General features: G+C 58.7%; 22 protein-coding genes. 14 read left to right on the top strand and 8 right to left on the bottom strand.

The features are described from left to right. The first annotated feature begins 90 nt into the window (after window positions 1-90). Window positions 91-903: an NYN domain-containing protein gene (locus tag JWV26_RS23935; protein ID WP_206417979.1), complete on the top strand. Its 813-nt coding sequence runs from the start codon at window positions 91-93 to the stop codon at window positions 901-903. A gap of 36 nt (window positions 904-939) precedes the next feature. On the opposite strand, the gene radC is transcribed toward JWV26_RS23935, so the two are convergent. From radC to JWV26_RS23920, 3 genes are all read right to left on the bottom strand, one after another. After that, a complete protein-coding gene (gene radC, locus JWV26_RS23930) occupies window positions 940-1,446 on the bottom strand; it encodes a RadC family protein (RefSeq protein ID WP_206417978.1) in 507 nt (168 codons plus the stop codon). Window positions 1,447-1,938: 492 nt separating this feature from the next. After that, entirely contained in the window at window positions 1,939-2,286 is a 348-nt protein-coding gene (locus JWV26_RS23925; protein WP_003108588.1) for a LasR-specific antiactivator QslA, read from the bottom strand. A 122-nt stretch (window positions 2,287-2,408) separates the two neighbouring features. Continuing rightward, the gene (locus JWV26_RS23920) at window positions 2,409-3,110 is read right to left on the bottom strand and encodes a glutathione S-transferase (protein ID WP_206417977.1); all 702 of its coding nucleotides are present in this window, start codon (window positions 3,108-3,110) and stop codon (window positions 2,409-2,411) included. Between the two features lie 134 nt (window positions 3,111-3,244). On the opposite strand from JWV26_RS23920, the gene JWV26_RS23915 reads away from it, so the two are divergent. Beyond that, the gene (locus JWV26_RS23915) at window positions 3,245-3,826 is read left to right on the top strand and encodes a TetR/AcrR family transcriptional regulator (protein WP_206417976.1); all 582 of its coding nucleotides are present in this window, start codon (window positions 3,245-3,247) and stop codon (window positions 3,824-3,826) included. Window positions 3,827-3,879: 53 nt separating this feature from the next. Here the strand turns inward: JWV26_RS23915 and JWV26_RS23910 are convergent, their stop codons facing one another. Continuing rightward, window positions 3,880-4,830 carry a GlxA family transcriptional regulator gene (locus tag JWV26_RS23910; protein WP_206417975.1) on the bottom strand — a complete coding sequence of 317 codons (951 nt, stop codon included), beginning with the start codon at window positions 4,828-4,830 and terminating at the stop codon, window positions 3,880-3,882. A 172-nt stretch (window positions 4,831-5,002) separates the two neighbouring features. Here JWV26_RS23910 and JWV26_RS23905 point away from each other — a divergent pair, with 172 nt between their 5' ends. The 5 genes from JWV26_RS23905 to JWV26_RS23885 all read left to right on the top strand — a co-directional run bounded on the left by JWV26_RS23905 (window position 5,003) and on the right by JWV26_RS23885 (window position 10,573). Next, complete coding sequence (locus JWV26_RS23905; RefSeq protein ID WP_074916728.1) at window positions 5,003-5,596, top strand: TetR/AcrR family transcriptional regulator; 594 nt, start codon at window positions 5,003-5,005, stop codon at window positions 5,594-5,596. Between the two features lie 59 nt (window positions 5,597-5,655). Next, window positions 5,656-6,333, top strand: coding sequence for a type 1 glutamine amidotransferase domain-containing protein (locus tag JWV26_RS23900; RefSeq protein ID WP_074916768.1), 678 nt, complete (start codon window positions 5,656-5,658; stop codon window positions 6,331-6,333). Between the two features lie 208 nt (window positions 6,334-6,541). After that, window positions 6,542-7,996: an aldehyde dehydrogenase family protein gene (locus JWV26_RS23895; RefSeq protein ID WP_174892497.1), complete on the top strand. Its 1,455-nt coding sequence runs from the start codon at window positions 6,542-6,544 to the stop codon at window positions 7,994-7,996. Window positions 7,997-8,123: 127 nt separating this feature from the next. Beyond that, window positions 8,124-9,248: an alkene reductase gene (locus JWV26_RS23890; RefSeq protein ID WP_072425536.1), complete on the top strand. Its 1,125-nt coding sequence runs from the start codon at window positions 8,124-8,126 to the stop codon at window positions 9,246-9,248. A gap of 83 nt (window positions 9,249-9,331) precedes the next feature. Further along, entirely contained in the window at window positions 9,332-10,573 is a 1,242-nt protein-coding gene (locus tag JWV26_RS23885; protein WP_241201249.1) for an MFS transporter, read from the top strand. Window positions 10,574-10,575: 2 nt separating this feature from the next. Here JWV26_RS23885 and JWV26_RS23880 read toward each other — a convergent pair whose 3' ends face one another. Beyond that, complete coding sequence (locus JWV26_RS23880; protein WP_206417974.1) at window positions 10,576-11,160, bottom strand: CGNR zinc finger domain-containing protein; 585 nt, start codon at window positions 11,158-11,160, stop codon at window positions 10,576-10,578. Between the two features lie 99 nt (window positions 11,161-11,259). On the opposite strand from JWV26_RS23880, the gene JWV26_RS23875 reads away from it, so the two are divergent. The 6 genes from JWV26_RS23875 (at window position 11,260) to gcvPB (ending at window position 18,325) form a co-directional block, all read left to right on the top strand. Then, window positions 11,260-12,198: an alpha/beta fold hydrolase gene (locus JWV26_RS23875; protein WP_420890284.1), complete on the top strand. Its 939-nt coding sequence runs from the start codon at window positions 11,260-11,262 to the stop codon at window positions 12,196-12,198. 760 nt (window positions 12,199-12,958) lie between these two features. Next, entirely contained in the window at window positions 12,959-13,456 is a 498-nt protein-coding gene (locus JWV26_RS23870) for a (2Fe-2S)-binding protein (RefSeq protein ID WP_420890305.1), read from the top strand. Beyond that, window positions 13,453-14,085: a molybdopterin cofactor-binding domain-containing protein gene (locus JWV26_RS23865; protein ID WP_206417973.1), complete on the top strand. Its 633-nt coding sequence runs from the start codon at window positions 13,453-13,455 to the stop codon at window positions 14,083-14,085. The genes JWV26_RS23870 and JWV26_RS23865 overlap by 4 nt, the downstream gene beginning before the upstream one ends. Before the next feature lie 84 nt (window positions 14,086-14,169). After that, window positions 14,170-15,669 carry an IS21-like element ISPst3 family transposase gene (gene istA, locus JWV26_RS23860; RefSeq protein WP_125836939.1) on the top strand — a complete coding sequence of 500 codons (1,500 nt, stop codon included), beginning with the start codon at window positions 14,170-14,172 and terminating at the stop codon, window positions 15,667-15,669. Continuing rightward, a complete protein-coding gene (gene istB, locus JWV26_RS23855; RefSeq protein WP_013983804.1) occupies window positions 15,662-16,465 on the top strand; it encodes an IS21-like element ISPst3 family helper ATPase IstB in 804 nt (267 codons plus the stop codon). Before istA ends, istB begins: the two co-directional genes overlap by 8 nt. Before the next feature lie 309 nt (window positions 16,466-16,774). Then, a complete protein-coding gene (gene gcvPB / locus JWV26_RS23850; protein ID WP_206417972.1) occupies window positions 16,775-18,325 on the top strand; it encodes an aminomethyl-transferring glycine dehydrogenase subunit GcvPB in 1,551 nt (516 codons plus the stop codon). An 86-nt stretch (window positions 18,326-18,411) separates the two neighbouring features. On the opposite strand, the gene JWV26_RS23845 is transcribed toward gcvPB, so the two are convergent. Both JWV26_RS23845 and JWV26_RS23840 read right to left on the bottom strand, forming a co-directional pair. Continuing rightward, on the bottom strand, window positions 18,412-19,080 hold the full coding sequence (locus tag JWV26_RS23845) for an NADPH-dependent F420 reductase (protein ID WP_241201248.1): 669 nt from the start codon (window positions 19,078-19,080) through the stop codon (window positions 18,412-18,414). Between the two features lie 73 nt (window positions 19,081-19,153). Continuing rightward, window positions 19,154-19,915, bottom strand: coding sequence for an SDR family NAD(P)-dependent oxidoreductase (locus tag JWV26_RS23840; RefSeq protein WP_206417971.1), 762 nt, complete (start codon window positions 19,913-19,915; stop codon window positions 19,154-19,156). A 132-nt stretch (window positions 19,916-20,047) separates the two neighbouring features. Here JWV26_RS23840 and JWV26_RS23835 point away from each other — a divergent pair, with 132 nt between their 5' ends. After that, window positions 20,048-20,635, top strand: coding sequence for a TetR/AcrR family transcriptional regulator (locus JWV26_RS23835; RefSeq protein WP_206417970.1), 588 nt, complete (start codon window positions 20,048-20,050; stop codon window positions 20,633-20,635). A 39-nt stretch (window positions 20,636-20,674) separates the two neighbouring features. On the opposite strand, the gene JWV26_RS23830 is transcribed toward JWV26_RS23835, so the two are convergent. Next, a complete protein-coding gene (locus tag JWV26_RS23830; RefSeq protein WP_241201247.1) occupies window positions 20,675-21,583 on the bottom strand; it encodes a LysR family transcriptional regulator in 909 nt (302 codons plus the stop codon). Window positions 21,584-21,707 lie beyond the last annotated feature (124 nt).

The raw sequence follows: 21,707 nt of genomic DNA, 5'->3' as shown, positions 1-21,707 counted from the left end.
GTCGGAGTCATTTGCTGCAATCCGTGATTGCCGTGCTGATAGTAGCCGTGATGCTATTGGCGTAACCGGGATCAATCAAAAGGAGCAGGGATGGGAGTTTTCACGCCGGCTGGAGAAACGCGTGTAGCTGTTTTGGTGGATTGCGACAACGTATCGCCCGAGATTCTGGAGCATGCCCTACGTGTGGTCGCCCAGTTCGGTCGCGTCGTCCTGAGACGGGGGTATGGTAATCACGGGACCTTGGCCAACAAATGGCAGGAGGCTCTCGTCCGTCTGGCCTTCACACCATGCCTGCAATACCAATATGCGGCCGGCAAGAATACTTCCGACATCGCCTTGGCCCTGGATGCAATGGAAGCGCTCTTCGATCACCGTGCGGATACGTTCTGCCTGGTAACCAGCGACTCCGATTTCGCCTACCTGTGCCGCAAGCTTAGAGAGCGTGGCGCTACGGTCTGCATCGTCGGTGAACCCAAGACTCCCGATGCACTGCGCAACGCCAGCGACCAGTTCTTTGAGTGGCGCCGCGAGGAGCACTTTCAGGAGCCTGTTGCGGAGCATACCGAGAAGCCTGCGACCAAGGCTGAGTCGAGCTGCAAGCAGGAAACCACTAAGCCTGAACCCGGCAAACCGGTCGTCAAGCGGCGACCAAGGTTTGTGGTGGATGCCGTATCTCTGCTTGCAGGCGGAACCAGTGAAGGCAAGGTCACCCTGAGCGCCCTTGGGCAGTACCTCAAACGTACCGATCCGGCATTTTCGCCAAACGCCTACGGCCATTCTGGTCTGCTCGACATGATCAGAACCTACGACCTGCTGCATCTGATCCAAGAAAACGGCGGCCACTGGACGGTGGGGCTGGCGGCCAAGGATGAGGAGCCGGCTGAACACGCTGCGCACGCCTGACCGGGCGCAGCAAAAAGGGGGGCTTAGCCCCCTGGTTCATAGCAACCCAAGCTCAGCGAAAGATACAGTGCGTTGGCCTGCCACGATGATGTGATCCAGCGAGCGGACATCGACTAGCTCTAGGGTCTCTCTCAAGCGCTGTGTGAGCACCTTGTCAGCATGGCTTGGCTCTGGAATTCCGCTTGGATGGTTGTGCGCGAAGATCACTGCAGCCGCATTCAGGCGCAGTGCTTCCTTGACTACCTCGCGCGGGTACACAGACGCACTGTCGATGGTGCCGCGAAACATCTCTACGTACTGGATCAGGCGATGCTTGGCATCCAGAAACAGTGCTGAGAAAACCTCGTGCTCAAAGCCACCCAGCTTCGCGATCAAGTACTCCTTGACCAGCTCCGAAGACGTGAAGGCTGCACCTCGCTGAACCTTCTGATCGATCACCTTGCAAGCAGCATCCAGGATCTGCTCAGCAGTGGCAGGCAGATAGCGACCTTGTTCGTCGCGAATCATCAGGGAAGTGTCAAAGGCGAGAGAAAGCTGCGACATGATCGTGCTCCAGTTGCTCGGGCGGAATTGCCCGGAACCGGCCCAGCACGGCGCAGCGCAGCAGTCAGGGGGCGATAGCCGGCCTTGCCGCAAATGCGCGAAGCGCATGCAGCCCTTGACGGCGAGAACGCCCTGATAGGGTGAGAGGAAACAGCAAGACCGCCATTTCACCTGTCTCACAGGCGCCACCAGCAAGCGCAGCGCGCAGGCTCTATCGGTACGACCTAAAACGCCCAGAGCCGTTGTTGGTGAGCAGTAGAACTGCGGATGTGGCTTGCTCCAACAACGAGAAAGTAACGAGACTGGCCGCCACTTATAGCCAGTGCCCCATCAAAACGATTGGCAGACGGCCGCTACCGAAATATTCTCCGGTCTCTGGGCTAACGAAGTGCGAACAGGCAGGATGCTGACCCCATGCACTCCGTTAGCTCAGAACCTTCCTTCCTGGTCTGTGTAAACAGGCCACTTCATTGGCATTTGCCATGGCTCAGGTCAGCCCTGACAGCTTGCTCCGGCGAGCGTCAGGGTCTTTCTGTGGCCAAAGCAATCACCCGCGGTATAGATCTCGGCCTGCTCACCGCAGCGAAGATGCGAGCACATACGCTGGTGGATACGACTCAGGAAACCCACCTCGAATGCTCGTCTCTCAATGGCGCAGGGCAGCAGATCGCGCTCCGCGATCATCACTGCCCAGAGCCATCCACTGCGGGCGTTATCGAGCCAGGTCTGGGCCAGCTTCACGCCTTGGTCGAATGCCTCTCTGCAATCGGCAGCCCAAGTGATCTCCATACCTGGATGGCCGTCGTGAGGCGGAAGGTAGGTCATCACACCCTTGCTCATCTGGCACCTCCTCGAGCATCAGAGAGGGCGCGGCGATAGGGCAATCGAGCCAAGCAGCAAGGGTCTGTGTTAGTCACAGACCCCCCAAGCCTGCTCGGCGACCAGGGCTGATGCGTTGGCTTTCATGCTCTCGGTGTGTTGTTCGCCGCCATCGTTCGCCACTCCCTGACACTTGGTCTTACTTGCATGCGGGCGTGCCAGGCTCGTAGGGCTGCACATTCATCGGGTACGGCAAGCTTGACCAATGACGCGAAGATCATCCCCCCGAGCACTGCAATATCTGCCATGGAGAAGGTGTCACCGGCAACGAACGGCTGTTGCTCAAGCACGTCGTTGAAGTAGTGCATCCCTCTGGTGGCTTTATCGCGCATGCGATTTCCCCACTCAGGGTTTTGGTACAGCTCCACGTCTGCCCCCAACCCTGGCGTTGCGTGATGAAAGTAAACGCTGACCGCATCGAGAAATTCGATTTCAGCGCGTTTTGTCATCATGTGAATGAGGCCTTTCTCTTTCGCCGTCTGCCCAGTAAGCGTGGGGCTGCCGTCGAGTATGTCCAGGTATTGGGTGATCGCTGTGCATTCGGCAATGAGCGTGCCGTCATCGAGTTCCAGCACAGGCAATGTTCCTGAGTAATTGATCGCGAGGAACTCTGGTTTCTTATGTTCCCCCGTCCACAGGTTGACGGAGATGAACTCGACACGGTCAAGCAGTCCTTTTTCCGCCAAGGCAATTCGCACGCGAGCGGGATACGGGCCATCGAACCAGTCGTAGATTTTCATTACAGGAAGAACGGATATGTCGGAGTTACGGAATGGAGTGGTCATGGTTTGCCTACCTATCAGTTGGTAGGTAAAGGTTGTGCGAAGAAATATGTTCTGTCAACCCCTACCTTCCAGTTGGCAGGTAGGGAGCGCAACAGTAAACTGCCAAGATCTATCGAAGGTGCGAGGAGTTGATCGTGACTGGTAATGCTCGAGAAGCCATCCTGGCTGCTGCGACAACGGCGGCGCAGTTGCATGGATACAGCGGTATCAATTTCCGCAGCATCGGTGAGGCCGTAGGCGTGAAGAACGCCAGTATCTACTACCACTTTGCGAGCAAGGCCGACCTTGGCGCTGCGGTTGCAGAACGCTATTGGCGAGACACCGCCGAAGCCTTGCGATCCATCCGCGAGTCGAATCCTGATCCGCTCGGCTGTTTGCGTGCTTACCCGTCGCTCTTTCGGCGATCGTTGGAGAACGGCAATAGACTTTGCCTCGCCAGCTTCATGGCTGCGGAATACGAAGATCTACCGGAAGAAGTCGAGCGAGAGGTCAAGGCGTTTGCAGACATCAACGTGGAGTGGCTGACGCAGGTATTAGTTGAGGCAGGGCTGGAAAATGTCGAGCGCCGCGCAGGCGCCATTTACGCTGCGGTTGCCGGTGCTCAACTGATTGCACGAACCCGCGTCGACCTGAAACTGTTCGACGAGCTGATCGACAGCTATCGGGAGTCAGGTCTCATTCCTGCTCACGCTTCCACGAGCAATGCGCGCTACTGAGAAAATTGCGGCAGCAGATATCCCAGCTGGTGAATGAGTTCTAATAGGTGTGTTCAGCCAGCCCCGCTGGCTGTCTTGTACAGCTCATCTCGCATCAATTGCGGTGGCTTGCCATAGGCGCGCAGAAACGCCTGGCGCATACGTTCGCGGTCGCCGAAACCGGTTTCGCGGGCGATCACTTCTACGGGGTGACGGCTCGTCTCCATCATGACGCGCGCGGCCTCTAATCGCAGGCTTTCGACTGCTTTCGCCGGCGTTTTTCCGGTTTCCTCGCGGAACACTCGGCTGAATTGGCGGGGGCTGAGCCGCGCGACCTCTGCCAGTGCCTCCACTGACAGATCACTGCGCAGGTTTTCGCGTGCATAGGCCATGGCGAGCTGCACGCGGTCGGATTTCGGATCGATCTCCAGCAGCGCCGAAAGCTGCGATTGCTCGGCGCCTCTGCGTTGGGCGATTACCAACTTTCGGGCCACGCGACGGGCCAGGTCAGGGCCCAGGTCGTTCTCCACCATGGCCAGGGCGAGGTCCACTCCGGCACTCATGCCTGCCCCTGTCCAGATCTGCCCGTCGACCACGAACAGTCGATCATCATCGATTCTGACGGTGGGATGACGCTTCTTGAATTCGGGCACATGCAGCCAATGAGTCGTGGCCCGTTTGCCCTCCAATAGGCCGGCTTCGGCGAGTACGAAGACGCCTGTACACAGTGATGCAATACGCCGCGATTGTGGGCTGACACTGGATAGGCAGGTCAGCAGCTCGGGACTGGGCTCACCCAATTCCAGGTAGCCGCTGACGATGATGGTGTCGTATCCAGCTAAGCTGAGCGCCTCGGTATTGACCGAGAAGCCCTGAGACGACAGCACGGGTCCACCTGTCTCGGATACCAGAGCGAATCCGTAGACCGGCTCGCCATGCAGGAGGTTGGCGCACTCGAATACAGAACCGACCGACAGGCTCAGCGCTTGGAATTGCGGGTAAACCACCAACGCCACGGTATGCATCGATCACTTCCTTTCTGCGGGCATGCGTCGATTGTCGGAGGGCTAAGTGGTTTGCGCAATCGGCTTGCCGTGCATGTCCTAAATCCTTGCGGATATGACATTGCTGCTGTCGGTGGCGATTCCTAACATGACCCCAACGAACTAGACGACTGGTCTACTGAGACAAGCAGCCATGACAACCACTGACAGTAATCAGACCCGGCAACGCATTTTCGACGCCGCCCAATCGATCATCGCCCGTAAAGGTTTTTCTGCTGTTGGGCTGAATGAGGTGCTGAATGCCGCGGGCGTGCCGAAGGGGTCCTTCTACCACTACTTCGCTTCGAAGGACGCGTTCGGCACGGCACTGCTGGAGCACTACTTCGAGACCTATTTGGCTGACATGGATCGTATTTTTCAGGATCCGGCAACCAGCGCACATGACGCGCTGATGCGTTACTGGCAACTGTGGATCTCCAACCAGACCAGTCAGGTCGAGTGCGGTAAATGCCTGGCCGTCAAGTTGGGTGCTGAAGTCGCCGATCTTTCCGAACCGATGCGATTGGCACTTCAGCGCGGTACTGCGCAGATCGTCGAGAGGCTGGAGGCTGCGATCAGCAGAGGCGTGGAGGAGGGCACGGTAACCATCGTTGCTACGCCCGCTCAGCTGGCACTGAGGCTCTATGCCCTGTGGTTGGGGGCCAGTGTGTTGACCAAGATCACCCGTACCCACCACGCGTTCGAAGAGGCGCTGCAGCAGACGCAACACCTTCTCGGTAACCAGTGAACCCATGACCGGCAAGGGTCGGTCGAAACCAATGCAATACCCACTATGAGGCAATGATCATGAAAGTTCTGATGGTTCTGACATCCCATGACAAGCTGGGTAACACCGGCAATAAAACCGGCTTCTGGCTGGAAGAGTTCGCCGCGCCTTACTACGTCTTCAAGGACGCCGGTGCCGATATCGTGCTGGCCTCGCCAGCCGGTGGCCAGCCGCCTCTGGATCCCAAGAGTGATCTGCCGGATTTCCAGACCGAGGCGACCCACCGTTTCGCTGCCGATCCGGCCGCGCAGCAAGCCCTGGCCAGCACGGTGAAACTCAGTGAGGTGAAGGCTGAGGATTTCGACACGGTGTTCTACCCAGGCGGCCATGGCCCTCTGTGGGATCTGGCGGAGTCGGATACATCCATCGCCCTGATCGAAAGCTTCGAGCGCGCCGGCAAGCCAATCGGTTTCGTCTGCCATGCTCCGGGCGTGCTGCGCCACGTCAAGGCTGTGGATGGCGAGCCGCTGGTCAAGGGGCGCCGGGTGACGGGTTTCACCAACAGCGAAGAGGCCGCTGTAGAACTGACTGACGTGGTGCCTTTCCTCATCGAGGACGAGTTCCAGGCACTGGGCGCACGCTATGAGAAAGCCGGCGACTGGCAGCCGTTCACTGTCGTCGACGGGCGCTTGGTCACTGGTCAGAACCCCGCCAGTTCCGAGTCCGCGGCCAACGCCTTGCTCAAGCTGCTGGCTTGATTCGCGCAATCTGCAGGGTTCAGACGAACCCGTGCAAGTAATGAGCGGGCGCACTGTGCGCCCGCTCTGAGCGCCTTCGCGCCCGCTACCGCATAACCACACCGCAGCAGCAGTCGCCTTTTGGGTGACGGGATTTCTGCTGCCTGAAGAAAGTTGTCTTGATCATTTCAGTCAATAAATTTTCATTTTGATTCAAGGAGATAGGCTTATGTCTACTGTCATGAAAGATTCCCACTCCAGCAGCGTCTTCGACGGCCCGTACTACCTGTCCATCGCCGGTGAGTTGGTCGCTACCGATGCGCATTTCGATGTGTTCAATCCGGCGACTGGCGAGGTATTCGCCAAGGCTCCGTCGGGTTCGCCTGAGCAACTGGAGGCGGCGATCGCTGCTGCCAAGGGCGCCTTCAAGACCTGGTCGGTCTTGAGCTATGACCAGCGCCAGCGCTATCTGGATGCCTATGCCGATGCGCTTTTGGAGCACCGCGATGAACTGGCTCGCTTGCTGACGTTGGAACAGGGCAAGCCGCTGACCACCATGGCCGAGCCGGAGGTCGACCAGGCGATCTCGTGGATTCGCCAGATTGCTGCGCGGCGTATCCCGGTGGAAATCGTCGAGGAAAACGACAGCCACATCGTGGAGTTGCATCACACGCCGCTGGGTGTGGTCGGTGCGATCACTCCATGGAATTTCCCGGTGCTGCTGGCGCTGTGGAAAGTGGCGCCCGCGCTGATCACCGGCAACACCATGGTCATCAAACCGTCGCCATTCACCCCCCTCACCACCTTGCGCTTTGGGCAGATTGCCCAGTCCGTGCTGCCTGCTGGTGTGCTTTCAGTGGTTTCAGGTGGCAATGAACTGGGCCCGCAAATGACCGCTCACCCGGATATCGCCAAGATCAGCTTCACCGGCTCCACCGAGACCGGCAAGCATGTCATCCGTTCGGCTGCCGGCACCGTCAAGCGGCTGACCATGGAGATGGGCGGCAACGACGCGGCAATCGTCATGCCTGATGCCGACTGGCAAGCGATCATCCCGCAGCTGTACTGGGGCGCTATCGGTAACTCGGGCCAGTGGTGCGTGGGCATCAAGCGCCTCTACGTGCACAGCAGTTATCGCGCTGAGTTCGTGGCAGCGTTCGTCGAGTATGCGCAGCAACAGGTCATGGGTGATGGTCTCGACCCGGCTGTGACCGTTGGCCCCGTGCAGAACAAGATGCAGTACGACAAGGTTCGTAGCTTCCTGGATGACATCAAGGCCAATGGCTACAAGGTGGCACTGGGCGGTGAGGTAGACGAGAGCCGTCCTGGCTATTTCATCCCGGTAACCGTGGTCGACAACCCGCCAGAGAGCTCGATGATCGTGCAGCAGGAGCAGTTCGGGCCGATCGTGCCGATCATCGCTTACGACGACGTCGACGATGTCGTGGCCCGCGCGAACGACAGTCCGTTCGGCCTGGGTGGTTCGGTCTGGGGGCGTGATACCCAGGCAGCGGTGGCCGTGGCCAATCGCCTGGAAACCGGGATGGTCTGGGTCAACGAGATCCACACCCAGGGCATCGATATTCCTTTCGGTGGCCACAAGCAATCGGGTATCGGCACTGAACACGGCCATGAGGGCCGCCTGCTGTTCACCAACCCGAAAACCGTGTTGATCAAGAAGTAACGCCTGAGCGGCCTCTCCAGCAGAGGGGCCGCACTCCCACTCATCAAGCCTATTGGGCGCCAGGTGCGTCCATTCGCGCCGTGCGCCTGTCGATAGGTGCAGTCGCCTTAACAGCAGGATAGAAATCATGAAACACGCTGCTCTGTTTACCCCCATCGACATGGGACGTATCACTCTCAAGAACCGCATCGTGCTGCCGCCGTTGACTCGTCAGCGCAGCGCCCAGCCAGGCGATATCGCGACTGATCTGATGGCCACTTATTACCGCCAGCGTGCCGGTGCCGGTTTCATGGTCAGTGAGGGCACCCAGATCGAACCGCGTGGCCAGGGCTATGCCTGGACGCCCGGTATCTACAGCCAGGCGCAGATCGATGGCTGGCGCAAGGTGACCGAAGCGGTGCATGCCGAAGGTGGCGTGATCTTCGCCCAGCTCTGGCACGTCGGTCGCGTTTCCCATAACGCGCTTCAGCCTGACGGGCAGGCGCCCGTGGCGCCATCCGCCATTCAGGCGCAGAAGGTCAAGGCGTTCATTCAGACCGGCCCTGGTGTCGGCGAGCTGGTTCAGCCGTCGCTTCCACGCGCACTGGAGCTGGCTGAAATCCGCGATCTGGTCGGGCAGTACGCCCAGGCGGCGCGCAATGCCATCGACGCCGGTTTCGATGGCGTGGAAATTCACGCAGCCAACGGTTATCTGGTCAACCAGTTCATCTCCGCACATTCCAACCAGCGCGATGATGCTTACGGTGGCTCCCTGGAAAACCGCCTGCGCTTCCTGCGCGAGATCGTAGACGCCGTGGCCGCTGCCGTAGGCGCGGATCGCCTTGGTGTGCGCTTCACCCCATTGTTCACCGGCACCGATCAGGATCGGGTGTACATCGGTCTGGTCGAAGAGGACCCGCACACCACCTATATCGAAGCCATCAAGGTGCTGGAGGCAGCAGGTGTGGCCTATGTGTCGATCGCCGAGGCGGACTGGGACAACGCGCCGGATCTGCCCGAGAGCTTCCGCCGCGACGTACGCGCGAACTTCAGCGGGAAGATTCTCTACGCCGGTCGTTATACCGCCGAGCGTGGTGAGCGGCTGATCGAAGCGGGGCTGGCCGACCTGATCGCATTCGGCCGTCCCTTCATCGCCAACCCCGATCTGCCCGAACGCATCGCCAATGGCTGGCCGCTCAACCCGCTGGATCCTGCCACTGTCTATGGTGGCGCGGAGAAGGGCCTGACGGACTACCCGACCTATTCGGACTGACGTTCACATTTGCCGGCGTGGCCTCGACGCGAATGGACGGGGACACGCCTGCGTAACTGCTCACTGCGTAGGAAGTCTTCGTCATGTCTGTCAAATCCGTACCGATCAAACGCGATGTTACGCCGGGTCTGGCGTATCCGGCCTTGGCTGGCAGCGACGTTCGTGCTCCGTCAGTCGCAGCAGTGGTCGTGTGTATCCTGCTCGTCGCGCTCACGCTGCGCCCGGGCATCGTTTCCATGGGGCCATTGCTGACCGCCATCATCGATGAGCTGGGATTGACTCATACCCAGGCCTCGCTGCTGACCGCGATTCCTACCTTGCTGATGGGATTGCTGGCATTGCCCGCACCCTGGCTGGCGCATCGATTTGGGCGTGACCGGATCATCCTGCTGGCGCTGATCGTGCTGGGCGCCGCGATCATCTTGCGTGCGCTGGCTGGCTCCATTGGGCAGTTTTTTGCCAGTACTGCGGCAGTCGGGGCGGGTATCGCGGTCGCCGGAACGCTGTTTTCCAGTTACGTGAAGGCGCGCTCGCCGAATCGTATCGCGTTGTTCATGGGTATTTATGCAACGGCCATCGGTCTGGGCAGCACAGTCGCTGCGGTGGCGACCGGGCCGATCGATCAGTTAATTGGTGATTGGCGTTGGGCGGGCGGTTTCTGGGTACTGCCGGCACTGCTGGCGATCATGGCCTGGGTGGGCATCGAGCATCGGAGCCTGAGAGCGCCGGTCTCTACCGCTTCGACCCAGATGCCCAGGATGCCGCTGCGCAATCCCACGGCCTGGCTGATCGCACTGTTCTTCGCCTGCAACAACCTGGTGTTCTACGCCCTGATTGCCTGGTTGGCACCGATGTATATCGAGCGTGGCGAGAGCGCCAGTTCGGCAGGCTTGATCTTGGCCAGTTATACCCTGGGGTTCATGCTGGCCAACCCGGTGTTTGGCTTGCTCAGCCGTAGCGATGATCGACGTCTGTTGCTTGCCGCGAGTTCCAGCATCGCCTTGCTGGGCAGCCTGGCGATGGCCGTTGCGCCTGATACCATGCCGCTGGTGACTGCTGCGATTGCGGCTTTTGGTACCGGAGGTGCCTTTACCCTGGGTATGACCTTGCCGCTGGACAATGCTTCGACACCTGAAGAAGCGGGCGCCTGGACTGCCTTTGTGATGTTGCAGAGCTACCTGGTCGGCGCTGCCGGTCCGCTACTCATGGGATATCTGCGTGACAGCGCGGGGCACTTCCAGTCGGCCTTGTGGCTGTTGGTGGCTGTAGGGGCGCTTATGTTGCTGGTGACTCCGTTCTTGCAACCCTACCGCTGTCGCCGTTGATGTCAGACCTTGTTCCGGGAGCGGAAGGCGGCGACCTTCATGCGGTTTCCGCAGGTCGCCATACTGCACCACCGGCGTCGGTGTGACTTGGTCAGGTCATGGAACAACAGGACGCAGTCATGCGCTTCGCACTGGCGGACGTATTCGAATTTATCGTGGGTGACCAGAGTCGCCAGCGCGTCGGCCACTGGCTCCAGGAGGCTTGCAGGGCTGTGGTCGCGGCGACGGGTAGTGATTCGCAGCGCCTTCGCCTGTTTGTCCCAGGTCAACTCTTTGATGGGGCGGCCGGTTTCCAGAATCTGGTTGATTATCTGGAGGTCTGTCTCGGCCCCTTGCATCGCTGCGTGTACCACCGTTCTGGCGCATGCCCGTAGTTGCCGGGCAAGTGTCAACAAGCCTGAGGGCGGGGGCGGTAGCTTGCCTTCGGGTAAGAGTCCTGCTTCCTGCAGCCAACTCATCACGCTGTGGTCATCGGCGAGGTGGTCTTGATGCTGTTCGCTCATTCCGTACTCGCTGTTGATGAAGTCCAGGGCGAGGTTGTCGGCCAGGAAGAGTGCGCCGGTAGAGGGGGACGTCGTTGTGTTCATGGGAAAAAGTTCTGTAACTGATAAATGGCTGTTTACAGGTTACTCAAATAGTTTGTAACCTTCAAATTCAATTTTTAAGGGTTACGGAGGTTCGTTATCATGTATACCAGAGTCATTGCAGCTGCCGGCCTTGCGGCCGCTTTGCTGATGGGCGTCGCGCACGCCGATGATGTACAGACGCAGGTTCACTACCGCTATGAGCAGGTGGGCAATGTGAAGGTCTTCTACCGTGAGGCCGGTAATCCGGCCGCGCCAAAAGTGCTGATGCTGCACGGTTTCGCGGCGTCGTCCTTCATGTACCGTGACCTGATTCCTGCGCTGGCCGACCGCTACCATGTGATTGCGCCAGACCTGCCCGCGTTCGGTTTCACCGAAGCGCCGGGCAGGGAAGAGTATTCCTACACCTTCAGCCAGTTGGCGAAGACTATCGGAGCGTTCACTGAGCAGCTCAAGCTCGATAAATACGCTCTCGTGGTGCATGACTACGGTGCTCCCGTAGGGTGGCGCCTGGCTGCTGCTCACCCCGAGCGGGTTAGCGCCATTATTTCCCAGAACGGCAACGCCTATGAGGAAGGTCTTGGGGACGGTTGGGCGCCTATCCAGAAATACTGGCGTGAGCCTACTCAACAGAACCGAGAGGCGCTGCGAGACTTCCCAACACCTGAGTCGATCAAATGGCAGTACCTGGAAGGGGTCTCCGATAAGAGTTCGGTATCACCGGATGGCTACACGCTGGAAGGGCTCCAGATTACCCGGCCAGGAAATGCCGAAATCCAGCTCGACCTGGTGCTGGATTACGCAAACAACGTAGCGATGTACCCCGACTTCCAGAAGTTCTTCCGCGAGTATCAGCCGCCGCTGTTGGCCGTCTGGGGGAAAAACGATCCCTTCTTCCTGCCGGCAGGCGCACAAGCCTGGACGCGCGATATACCCGAGGCAGATATTCGCTTCTATGACACGGGCCATTTCGCGCTGGAAACTCATGGCGATGAAATCATCCCAGTCATCCGTGAATTCCTGGACAAGAGCATCAGGTAGCGGCGTTCCCGCCATGCAGCTTCTCGCTTGGATGAAGCGATGCACGAAGAGTGTTGGAGTTGCATGGCAGCCTTTGAAGTGGACGACGTTATCCGGGAGTGGGCTAGAGAGCGCTACCCCGGCAACTTGGTGTGGTAGGCGATTTGGCTGACTGACAGGTATCCGCTAGCCATGATCGAGCGAGTACTCGCCGTAAGAGTGCTGTCTGGCATGAGTCGGTTGCCTGTGGCCGGATTACGGATCGACCATAAGGCAATGTGCAGGACACGTGGTGCCCGTCGGCCGTGCCGCTGAGGTGCATATCGCTGCACGAACTCCAGCTGGCAGTATGTCCGAAATCATTGCAGATATGGCATTGTCATGAGTGCGGCGTGTGGTACTTTTATTAAAATGAAATACTAAACTTCTTAATAAGGCTGCATGCTAATCAAGTTTCTCATCGCTGCGAATGGTTAATAGGGCGATGCAGGTCAAGATTGAAATTCAGTCTTATGTGTAAAGTTTTGGTGTGTGTAGGTGTAATTATAGATAGCGCTGCGGCGCAATGAGCCTGTAGTCATCTTCTTCTGCTGTATTCTTGTATCCTGTCTGGTGGCTTTTTTATTTTCGACCTGCCGGTCTTGTGCTGTTGGTTTGGCGGGCGTTTTGTATTTGTCTGTATAGAGGTTGTATCAAATAAGGTTTCTCGTGTATCCGCCAGCTACGGAGAATCCGGATAATTTTGATGCTGTCATTTTCTAGTGCCCTCATGGAGGTTGCAGTGATTGAATTTTATCTGAATAGCGAGAAAGTCAGTTCGCAGGGCGAGGATGATACGCCCTTGCTATGGATTATCCGTGACGAGTTCAAGCTCACGGGAACCAAATATGGCTGCGGCGTTGCAATGTGTGGTGCATGCACAGTGCACATTGACGGCGTTGCCGTCAGATCATGTTCATATCCTGCTGGAATGGCGCGTGGGCGGAATGTCACGACCATTGAGGGGCTTGCCGATAATCATCCGTTGCAACAGGCGTGGGTGGAAAAGCAAGTGCCGCAGTGTGGTTACTGCCAGTCAGGCCAGATCATGCAGGCTGCCACGCTCCTGAGCCGCACGCCCAACCCAAGTGATGAGGATATCGTCAATCACATGAGCTCCAACTTTTGCCGTTGCATGACTTACCGTCGCATAAAAGAAGCCATTAAGCATGCGGCTTCGGCGCAAGTATCTAACGCTGTCTCCGAGGATTCGCTGAAAGTTGCGGAGGCGAAAAAATGATGACCAATAAAAAAGAGTCCGCCGTTGACCTTGGAGGGTTGTCGCGCCGTAGTTTTTTGGTAGGTACGGTGGCTGGCACATTGGTCATGGCATTCAGTTCGGGCTTGTCGGTACTGGCGGCGCCTGCGCAGGAAGCTTTGGAGCAGAAGCTGTTCTCGCCCACTATCTGGTTTCAGATAGAGGCCAACGGTAAGGTTGTCGTAAATATCACCAAGGCAGAAATGGGTCAGCACGTGGGTACGGCATTGGCCCGTGTCATTGCGGACGAACTGGGAGCCAGTTGGGAAGACGTGAGTATTGTTCACGTGGACACGGATCCCAAATGGGGCGTCATGATCACGGGTGGGTCGTGGTCGGTAAATACCTCGTTCAAAACGCTTTCTCAGGCCGGTGCTGCAGGGCGTAAGTCGCTCATTGAAGCTGCGGCAAAACTCAAAGGTGTCGAGCCTGCACTGTGCGATACCGAAAACAGCTACGTGCTGACGCCAAACGGAAATATCAGCTTCGCCGAGGTGGTTCAGAAGAGCACGGTTGACCGTACCTTCAGCCCGGACGAGTTGAGTGTGCTCACCCTAAAACCCAAGGGTAAACACACGCTTGTTGCCGCTGACCGAAAACTGACCCAGTAGAGGCTGTTCTGCCGACTGAAAACTGACCCAGGTGTTCAACTGCTTCTGCTCAATTTTTGAGCAGGAGAACACAGGGTGATCAGTATGGAAATGATGGGCAAAATCCGCCGGATGTATTTCCGCGACAAGCTGTCGCTGCATGAGATAGCCAAGCGCACCGGGCTGGCGCGCAACACGATTCGCAAGTGGGTCAGAGCACCTGAGGCCAAGCAGCCGGTGTACCAACGCCGCGCGATCTTTAACAAACTCAGCCCTTTTCACGTCACGCTAGAGCAGGCGCTAAAAGCCGATTCGCTGCGCCCCAAGCAACAGCGGCGCAGTGCCAAGGCGCTGTTGGCGCAAATCAAAGCCGATGGTTATGACGGTGGCTACAGCCAGCTCACCGCGTTTATCCGTGCCTGGCGAGGGGGACAGGGCAAGGCGTCGCAGGCCTTTGTGCCGCTGACCTTTGCTCTTGGCGAGGCGTTTCAGTTTGACTGGAGCGAGGAAGGCTTGCTGGTCGGCGGCATTTACCGGCGTATGCAGGTGGCACATCTGAAGCTGTGTGCCAGCCGTGCGTTCTGGCTTGTGGCGTATCCGAGCCAGGGCCATGAGATGTTATTTGACGCCCATACACGCTCGTTCGGCGCCTTGGGCGGCGTGCCGCGCCGGGGCATCTACGACAACATGAAGACCGCCGTCGACAAGGTCAATAAGGGCAAAGGCCGGGCGGTGAATGCACGCTTTGCGGTGATGTGCGCGCATTACCTGTTCGATCCGGACTTCTGCAACGTCGCCGCTGGTTGGGAAAAGGGCATCGTTGAAAAGAACGTGCAAGACAGCCGCAGGCGTATCTGGCTAGACGCCCAGGACTGCCAGTTTCACTCCTTCGAGGAACTCAATGCCTGGCTGGGCCAGCGCTGCCGCGCGCTTTGGAACGAGCTGACGCACCCTCAATACAGCGGTCTGAGTGTGGCCGAAGTGCTGGAGTTGGAGCGCGCTGAACTGATGCCTGTGCCAGCGCCATTCGACGGTTACGTCGAGCGGCCTGCGCGGGTCTCCAGCACCTGCTTGGTCAGCGTCGGGCGCAACCGCTACTCGGTGCCGTGTGAGTACGCGGGTAAGTGGGTCAGCAGCCGTTTGTATCCGACGCGAATCGAGGTGGTGGCTGACGACGCGCTGATCGCCAGCCATGTCCGCTTGCTGGATCGCGACCAGGTCAGCTATGACTGGCAGCACTACCTCCCGCTGATCGAACGCAAGCCCGGTGCGCTGCGCAACGGCGCGCCCTTTGCTGATCTGCCGGCGCCGCTGCGTCAGCTTAAGCACGGTCTGGGGCGTCATGCCGGCGGTGACCGGATCATGGCGCAAGTTCTGGCTGCCGTACCGGTCGCCGGGCTCGATGCGGTGCTGGTGGCTGTTGAGCTGGTACTGGAAAGCGGCAGCCTGAGCGCCGAACACATCCTCAATGTCGTGGCGCGCCTGGCCGCGACCGAACCACCACCCAGCGTCGAAAGCCACTTGTCGCTCAAGGAAGCCCCCGTCGCTAACACGGCGCGCTACGACCGCCTGCGTGGCCAGGCCGAGGAGGTCGGTCATGCGTGATTTGATGGCGGAACTCAAGGAGCTGCGCCTGCACGGCATGGCCACGGCCTGGGCGGAGTTAACTGCACAGGGTGAGTCGAACACAGCCTCGTCCAAGTGGCTGCTCGAACACCTGCTGGAACAAGAGCACACAGATCGCGCCATGCGCTCGGTGAGCCACCAGATGAACATGGCCAAGCTGCCGATGCACCGCGATCTGGCCAGCTTCGATTTCAACGCCTCTAGCGCCGACGCACGCCTGATCAGCGAGCTGGCCAGCCTGGCCTTTACCGACACCGCGCAGAACGTGGTGCTGATCGGTGGGCCAGGCACCGGTAAAACCCACCTAGCCACCGCGCTGGCCGTGTCCGGCATCACCCGGCATGGCAAGCGCGTGCGCTTCTACTCCACGGTCGATCTAGTCAATCTGCTGGAGCGCGAAAAACACGACGGCAAAGCCGGGCGGATCGCCCAGGCACTGCTGCGCATGGATCTGGTCATCCTCGACGAACTGGGTTATCTGCCGTTCAGCCAGGCTGGCGGTGCGTTGCTGTTTCACCTGCTGTCCAAGCTGTACGAACACACCAGCGTGGTGATCACCACCAACCTGAGCTTCGCCGAATGGTCGAGCGTGTTCGGCGACGCCAAGATGACCACCGCCCTGCTGGATCGGCTGACCCACCACTGCCACATCGTCGAAACCGGTAACGAGTCCTATCGCCTGCAACACAGTAGCTTGGCGGCCCAGGCCAAGATCAAATCACGGGAGCGAAAGCGTAAGGGCGGCCAGGAACCGGAGGACGATGAGTCGTTCTGATTTCATGGTGACGACGGCCTGCTGCATGGCTGCATGTGGCAGGTCTTCAACAGCTGAACTGGGACAGCGAGGGAGTGGGTTCAAAAGCAGCTGCGCTGGTAGACTTATCCACAGTTGCTGGTAACAAAATCAGCAATCCGCCCTGGGTCAAATTTCAATCGGCAGGGTGGGTCAATTTTCCATCAGCGCCAACAACCTCTCTCAAGACTTCCCCGAGCTGGGGCAGAGCGCGCTGTATTGCGTCACTGAAATCCATACACAGGCAGATATCGAGCGTCTGACAGACGCACTGAAAAAGGTAATCGCACAATGAACACTGCACTGAGGGAATACCACGCTCCGGTCTGGAACGAACCCGTCATCTTGGAAATGGGCTACCCCGGCCGGCGTGGCATCGTCTTCGCAGAGGTCGAGAAGGACGTGCAGGCCGTTTCCGGCAGCATCGATGGTCTGATCCCGGCGAATATGCGCCGTGCGAAGAAACCGGCACTTCCGGAAATGTCCGAGCCTGAGGTGCTGTACCACTACCTGCGTCTGTCGCAGCAGACCCTGGGCATGATGAATATCAGCCTGTTTGGCACATGCACCATGAAGTACAACGCGCAGATCAACGAGGCGATGGCCTGGCGCCCGGAGATGACCGAGGTACATCCCTATCAGGACGAAGACACCCTGCAGGGCTCTCTCGAGATCGTGCACGGCATGGACACCATCCTGCGAGAGTTGTCCGGCATGGATCAGTTCATCTTCCAGGCCGGTGGTGGTGCTGACGCGGCTTACACCAGCTGTGCCGTCACCCGTGCCTATCACGCTTCGCGTGGTGAGCTGGCGCAGCGTAATGAGATCATCACCACTATCCAGACCCACCCCAGCAGCGCGGCAACTGCAGCAGCTGCCGGGTTCAAGGTCATCACCCTCATGCTCGAAGAGAACGGCTATCCGTCGCTCGAGTCGCTCAAGGCCGCAGTATCCGAGCGCACCGCTGCGCTGATGTTGAACAATCCCGACGACATGGGCGTGTACAACCCGGAAATCCGTGAGTGGGTGCGTATCGTGCACGAGGCGGGTGGCCTGTGTTTTTACGACCATGCCAACTTCAATGGCGCGATGACCAAGATTCGCGCACGTGAGCTCGGCTTCGATGCCTGCATGTTCATGCTGCACAAGACCTTCGGTGCGCCCAAGAGCGGAGTAGGGGGGCCGGCAGTCGGCGCCTATGGCTGCTCGGCAGAACTCGCTCCCTTCTTGCCTGCACCGGTGGTCGCCTTCGATGGGGAACGCTACAGCCTGGATTACGATCGTCCGCTAAGCAGCGGCAAGATTCGCGAGTTCTGGGGCAACGTGCCGGTGATCCTCAAGGCCTACGCCTGGTCTCGCGCCATGGGCGCCGAGGGTATGGCCGAAGCCTCCGATATCTCGGTGTTGGCCAACAACTACATGGAGCGAGGGCTGCTAGCCATTCGTGGCGTGACCCGTTCACACCCCGACGCCACCACGCCGCGGTTGGAGATGACGCGTTACAGCCTCCAGCAACTCAAGGAAGACACTGGGGTAGACGTTCACGATGTACAGAACCGCATGAGTGATTTCGGCATAGACCCGATGTGGAGCAGTCACCACCCCTGGTTGATACCGGAGCCGTTCACGCCGGAGGCGGGTGAGATGTATGGCAAGGAGGCTCTAGACACCTGGATCGCGGTACTCGCGCATGTCGTCGAGGAAGCCTACAACAACCCAGAGATCGTCAAGACCGCGCCGCATAACCAGGCCATTCATCGACTCAAAGGCGCCTCGATCGACGACCCGCAGCATTGGGCAATGACCTGGCGTGCATACCAGCGCAAGAAGCAGGGCACTTAAGACTTGTATGTAAATGCTGGAGGTTGCGCCGACTTGGCCTACCTCCAGTCAACCTGTAGCAACAGCAGAGACGGACAATGAAGGCGTCAACCACCATTGGTGGTAAGCGCCGGATCTGCCTTGGCGAGATTGGCGCTCAGCTCGGCCAAGGTCTGCCGGTCTTGCCGCCAGGCCGGTTGACCGGGTGCATTGCGCCAGGATTCGCTCAGCGGGCTGTGATCAACGGCGTCGAAACCAAATTGATCGTACAGGTGCGCTACCCACTGTGCTGCCTCGGGGAAGTCGCTGGAAAGCGCCAAGGCAAGGCGATCCGGTGAACCCTTGGGACGACTCCATAGGGTGATGCGAGGTGCCTGGATATGGGTGAAAGCTTTCACCACCTTGGACTCTGAAAGCTGCTCCTGCCGCAGTCCGTGAGCAGTTTTCTCGCCAGAGTCTATCTGTGGGTAATGGCCGTCTCGCCAGATCATATAATTATTGGTGTCGATCACAACCTTGCCGGCCAGCTCCGCTGTCGGCATGTCATTGACTCGCTTGAGCGGTACGGCAATGACGATGAAGTCGCCCTGTGCCGCGGCTTCGGCTGCCGTCGCTGCGCGCGCGGATGGCCCTAGCTCGTCGATCAGATCCTTGAGCGTTTCTGGGCCGCGTGAGTTGGCGATGACAATCTGGTAGCCGCTCGCGATGGCGGCACGTGCAATCTGACTGCCGACTTCGCCAGCGCCGATGATGCCAATTGTGGTCATATGCTTCATTTCAGGTATGGGGAGACAGCGGCGGAATTAAGCGCCGCTATCGCCCAGGTTCATCCGATGACGGGTTAGAGGGTCAGATACTCAGTCCGCCCGCCACATCAATCACGCCGCCAGTCATGTAACTGCCATTGGGGCCAGCCAGGAAGCAGACCACGGCTGATACTTCCTCAAGCGTAGCGATGCGGCGTATTGGATGCAGGTCAAGCAATGCGGCGGGCGCGCCATCATCGCCTAGCACCTCTGAGGCCATGTCGGTGGGCATGACGCCGGGTTGGACGACGTTCACAGTGATGTCACGACCACCCAGGTCTCGTGCGACGCCCTTGGCATAGCCAATGAGAGCGGCTTTGGAACCTGCGTAATCGGCAGCACCCTGGAAGGGCACATGAGTACCGAGCAGGGAACCGATGAAGACGATCCGCCCGCCATTCGAAAGAGCAGGAGCGGCCGCGCGGGTAACCGCCACCGAGCCCATGACGTTGATCTGCCATTGCCGGTCGAGGTTCTCGATGTCCAGGGCTGGGTCGTCAACGGTCTTGCCCTGTACGGCGATAGCGGCGTTGTTGACGAGGATGTCGAGTTTGCCGAAGTGAGCGAGCACCTCATCGATCAGTGGCTTCGCAGCGGACATATCGGCTTGATCACTCTTGATCGCCAGGGCACGAACGCCTTTGGCTTTGAGCTTTGCCACTACTGCTTCTGCCTTGTCGGCAGAGGTCACGTAGCTGATTGCAACATCTGCCCCCTGCTCAGCAAGCGCTTGGGCCGTGACAGCACCCAGGCCGCGAGAGCCGCCAGTAACCAGCGCGACCTTACCTGACAATGGCTTTTGCATATGAAACCTCGTATCGATTAGTGATGTTCTAGGTTGTGTAATGGTTGTTACGGTAACGAACGTTATGTTTTTGGACTTGGTGCGTCAAGAGATTTAATATTGACCGTTATGAAATGGCTGAGGTGGCAGAAAATGGGACGTCATCGCGAGTTCGACGTGGATCAGGCACTTGACGCTGCGCTTACCGTTTTCTGGCGCAAGGGGTATGAAGGTGCGTCATATACCGACCTGACGCAGGCGACAGGCGTTGAGCGGCCTGCGCTCTACTCAGCCTTCGGCAACAAGGAAGCGCTTTTCCTGCGCGCTCTCGAGCGCTACTACGCGCATTACCTAGCTTTCTTCCCTGCAGCGTTGGAACAGCCGAGTTCGCGCCGAGTGGCGCAACACATCCTGCGTAGTGCGGTCGAGTTGAATACCCGTTACCCAGAGCACACTGGATGTCTAGGCATTCATGGTGCGATCGCCGGCTCTGACGATGCGGAGCCTATCCGCCAGGCGCTCATCGACGCCCGTGCCGCAGGTGAAGCAGCTCTGCGTGAGCGCTTCGAGCGAGCTCAGCGAGAGGGAGACCTTCCTGCAACGGCCAACTGCGCGGTATTGGCAGCGTATATATGTGCAGTCCTCCACGGCATGGCAGTACAGGCCAAGGCAGGCTTCAGTCGGGAGATGCTGGAGATGGTTATCGAGCAGGCGCTGGCTACCTGGCCGTCAGATCACTAGAAGGATGGATGGTCAGGCACGCTGATCCGTAGATCATTGTTACTTGGTACTGCTTATATTGCTGGCAAACATACTCACACAGAGATCCACAAAGCGGCGCACCTTGGGATCCATGTAGCGGCTGGATGCGAATACGGCATGTACCGGCGCTGGAATCTCTGCCCACTCGGGTAACACGGGTGACAAGGCCCCATCCGTCACGTAAGGCTCAGCCATGAATCGAGGTAGCTGGGCGATTCCAAGGCCTTCGAGTACCAGATTCTTCGCGGCGATCATGCTGTTGACCGCGCAGCGAGGAGGCACTGCGATCTTCTCCGTCTGGGAGCTGTTGACGAGAGACCAGTTGGCGCGGCCGCGAGTGGTTTTCATGATCAGATCATGACGTTTCAAATCACTAACAGCGGACGGAGCGGGTTTCTCTTCCAAGTAATCAACACTGGCATAGAGCCCATAGACGACTTCGCCCAGTTTTCGTGCTGAGAGCCCCGAGTCCTCCAGCGTCCCTACGCGAATCGCGACGTCGAATCCTTCATGAATGATGTCCACCAGTCGATTGGTGTATTCCACCTCGACGGTGACCTTGGGGGCTACGCGCAGAAATGCTGCGATCCATTTGTCCACTACCATCGGCCCGAATTCTGAGCCCGCTGTGATCTTGAGCAGCCCTTTGGGCTCTCTGGATTGCTGCGCAACCGCCGCTTCTGCTGCTTCTGCAGCCGTCAGGATACTGACGGCACGCTCAAAATAGTCGCGACCCACCTCGGTCACGCTCAGGCGCCGTGTCGATCGGGTCAGCAGCCTGGCACCGAGCTTTTCCTCCATGCGCCGGACGATACGGCTGATACGGGCCTTGTCAGTGCCAAGTCGCTCCGCTGCCGCCGTGAATGAGCCGTCAGTGACAACGGCTGCGAAAACCTTCATTTCTGGCAAGTCAATTGATGTGGTCATGGACAACAGTTTGTGTCTGTTTGCGGGGTTTATCGATCTATTGAGCAACTTTACAGTGCCCCTCACGCAACGGCTACCCAATTTCCATTGGGGCTGTCGCAGGGAGGAGTGATGCGGCTATTGC

It is taken from the genome of Ectopseudomonas toyotomiensis (genome assembly GCF_017167985.1).
In the GTDB taxonomy this organism is placed as follows: Bacteria; Pseudomonadota; Gammaproteobacteria; order Pseudomonadales; family Pseudomonadaceae; genus Aquipseudomonas; species Aquipseudomonas toyotomiensis.
The sequence above is the reverse complement of the archived record's forward strand: the minus strand, read 5'-3'. Positions and strand labels throughout refer to the sequence as shown.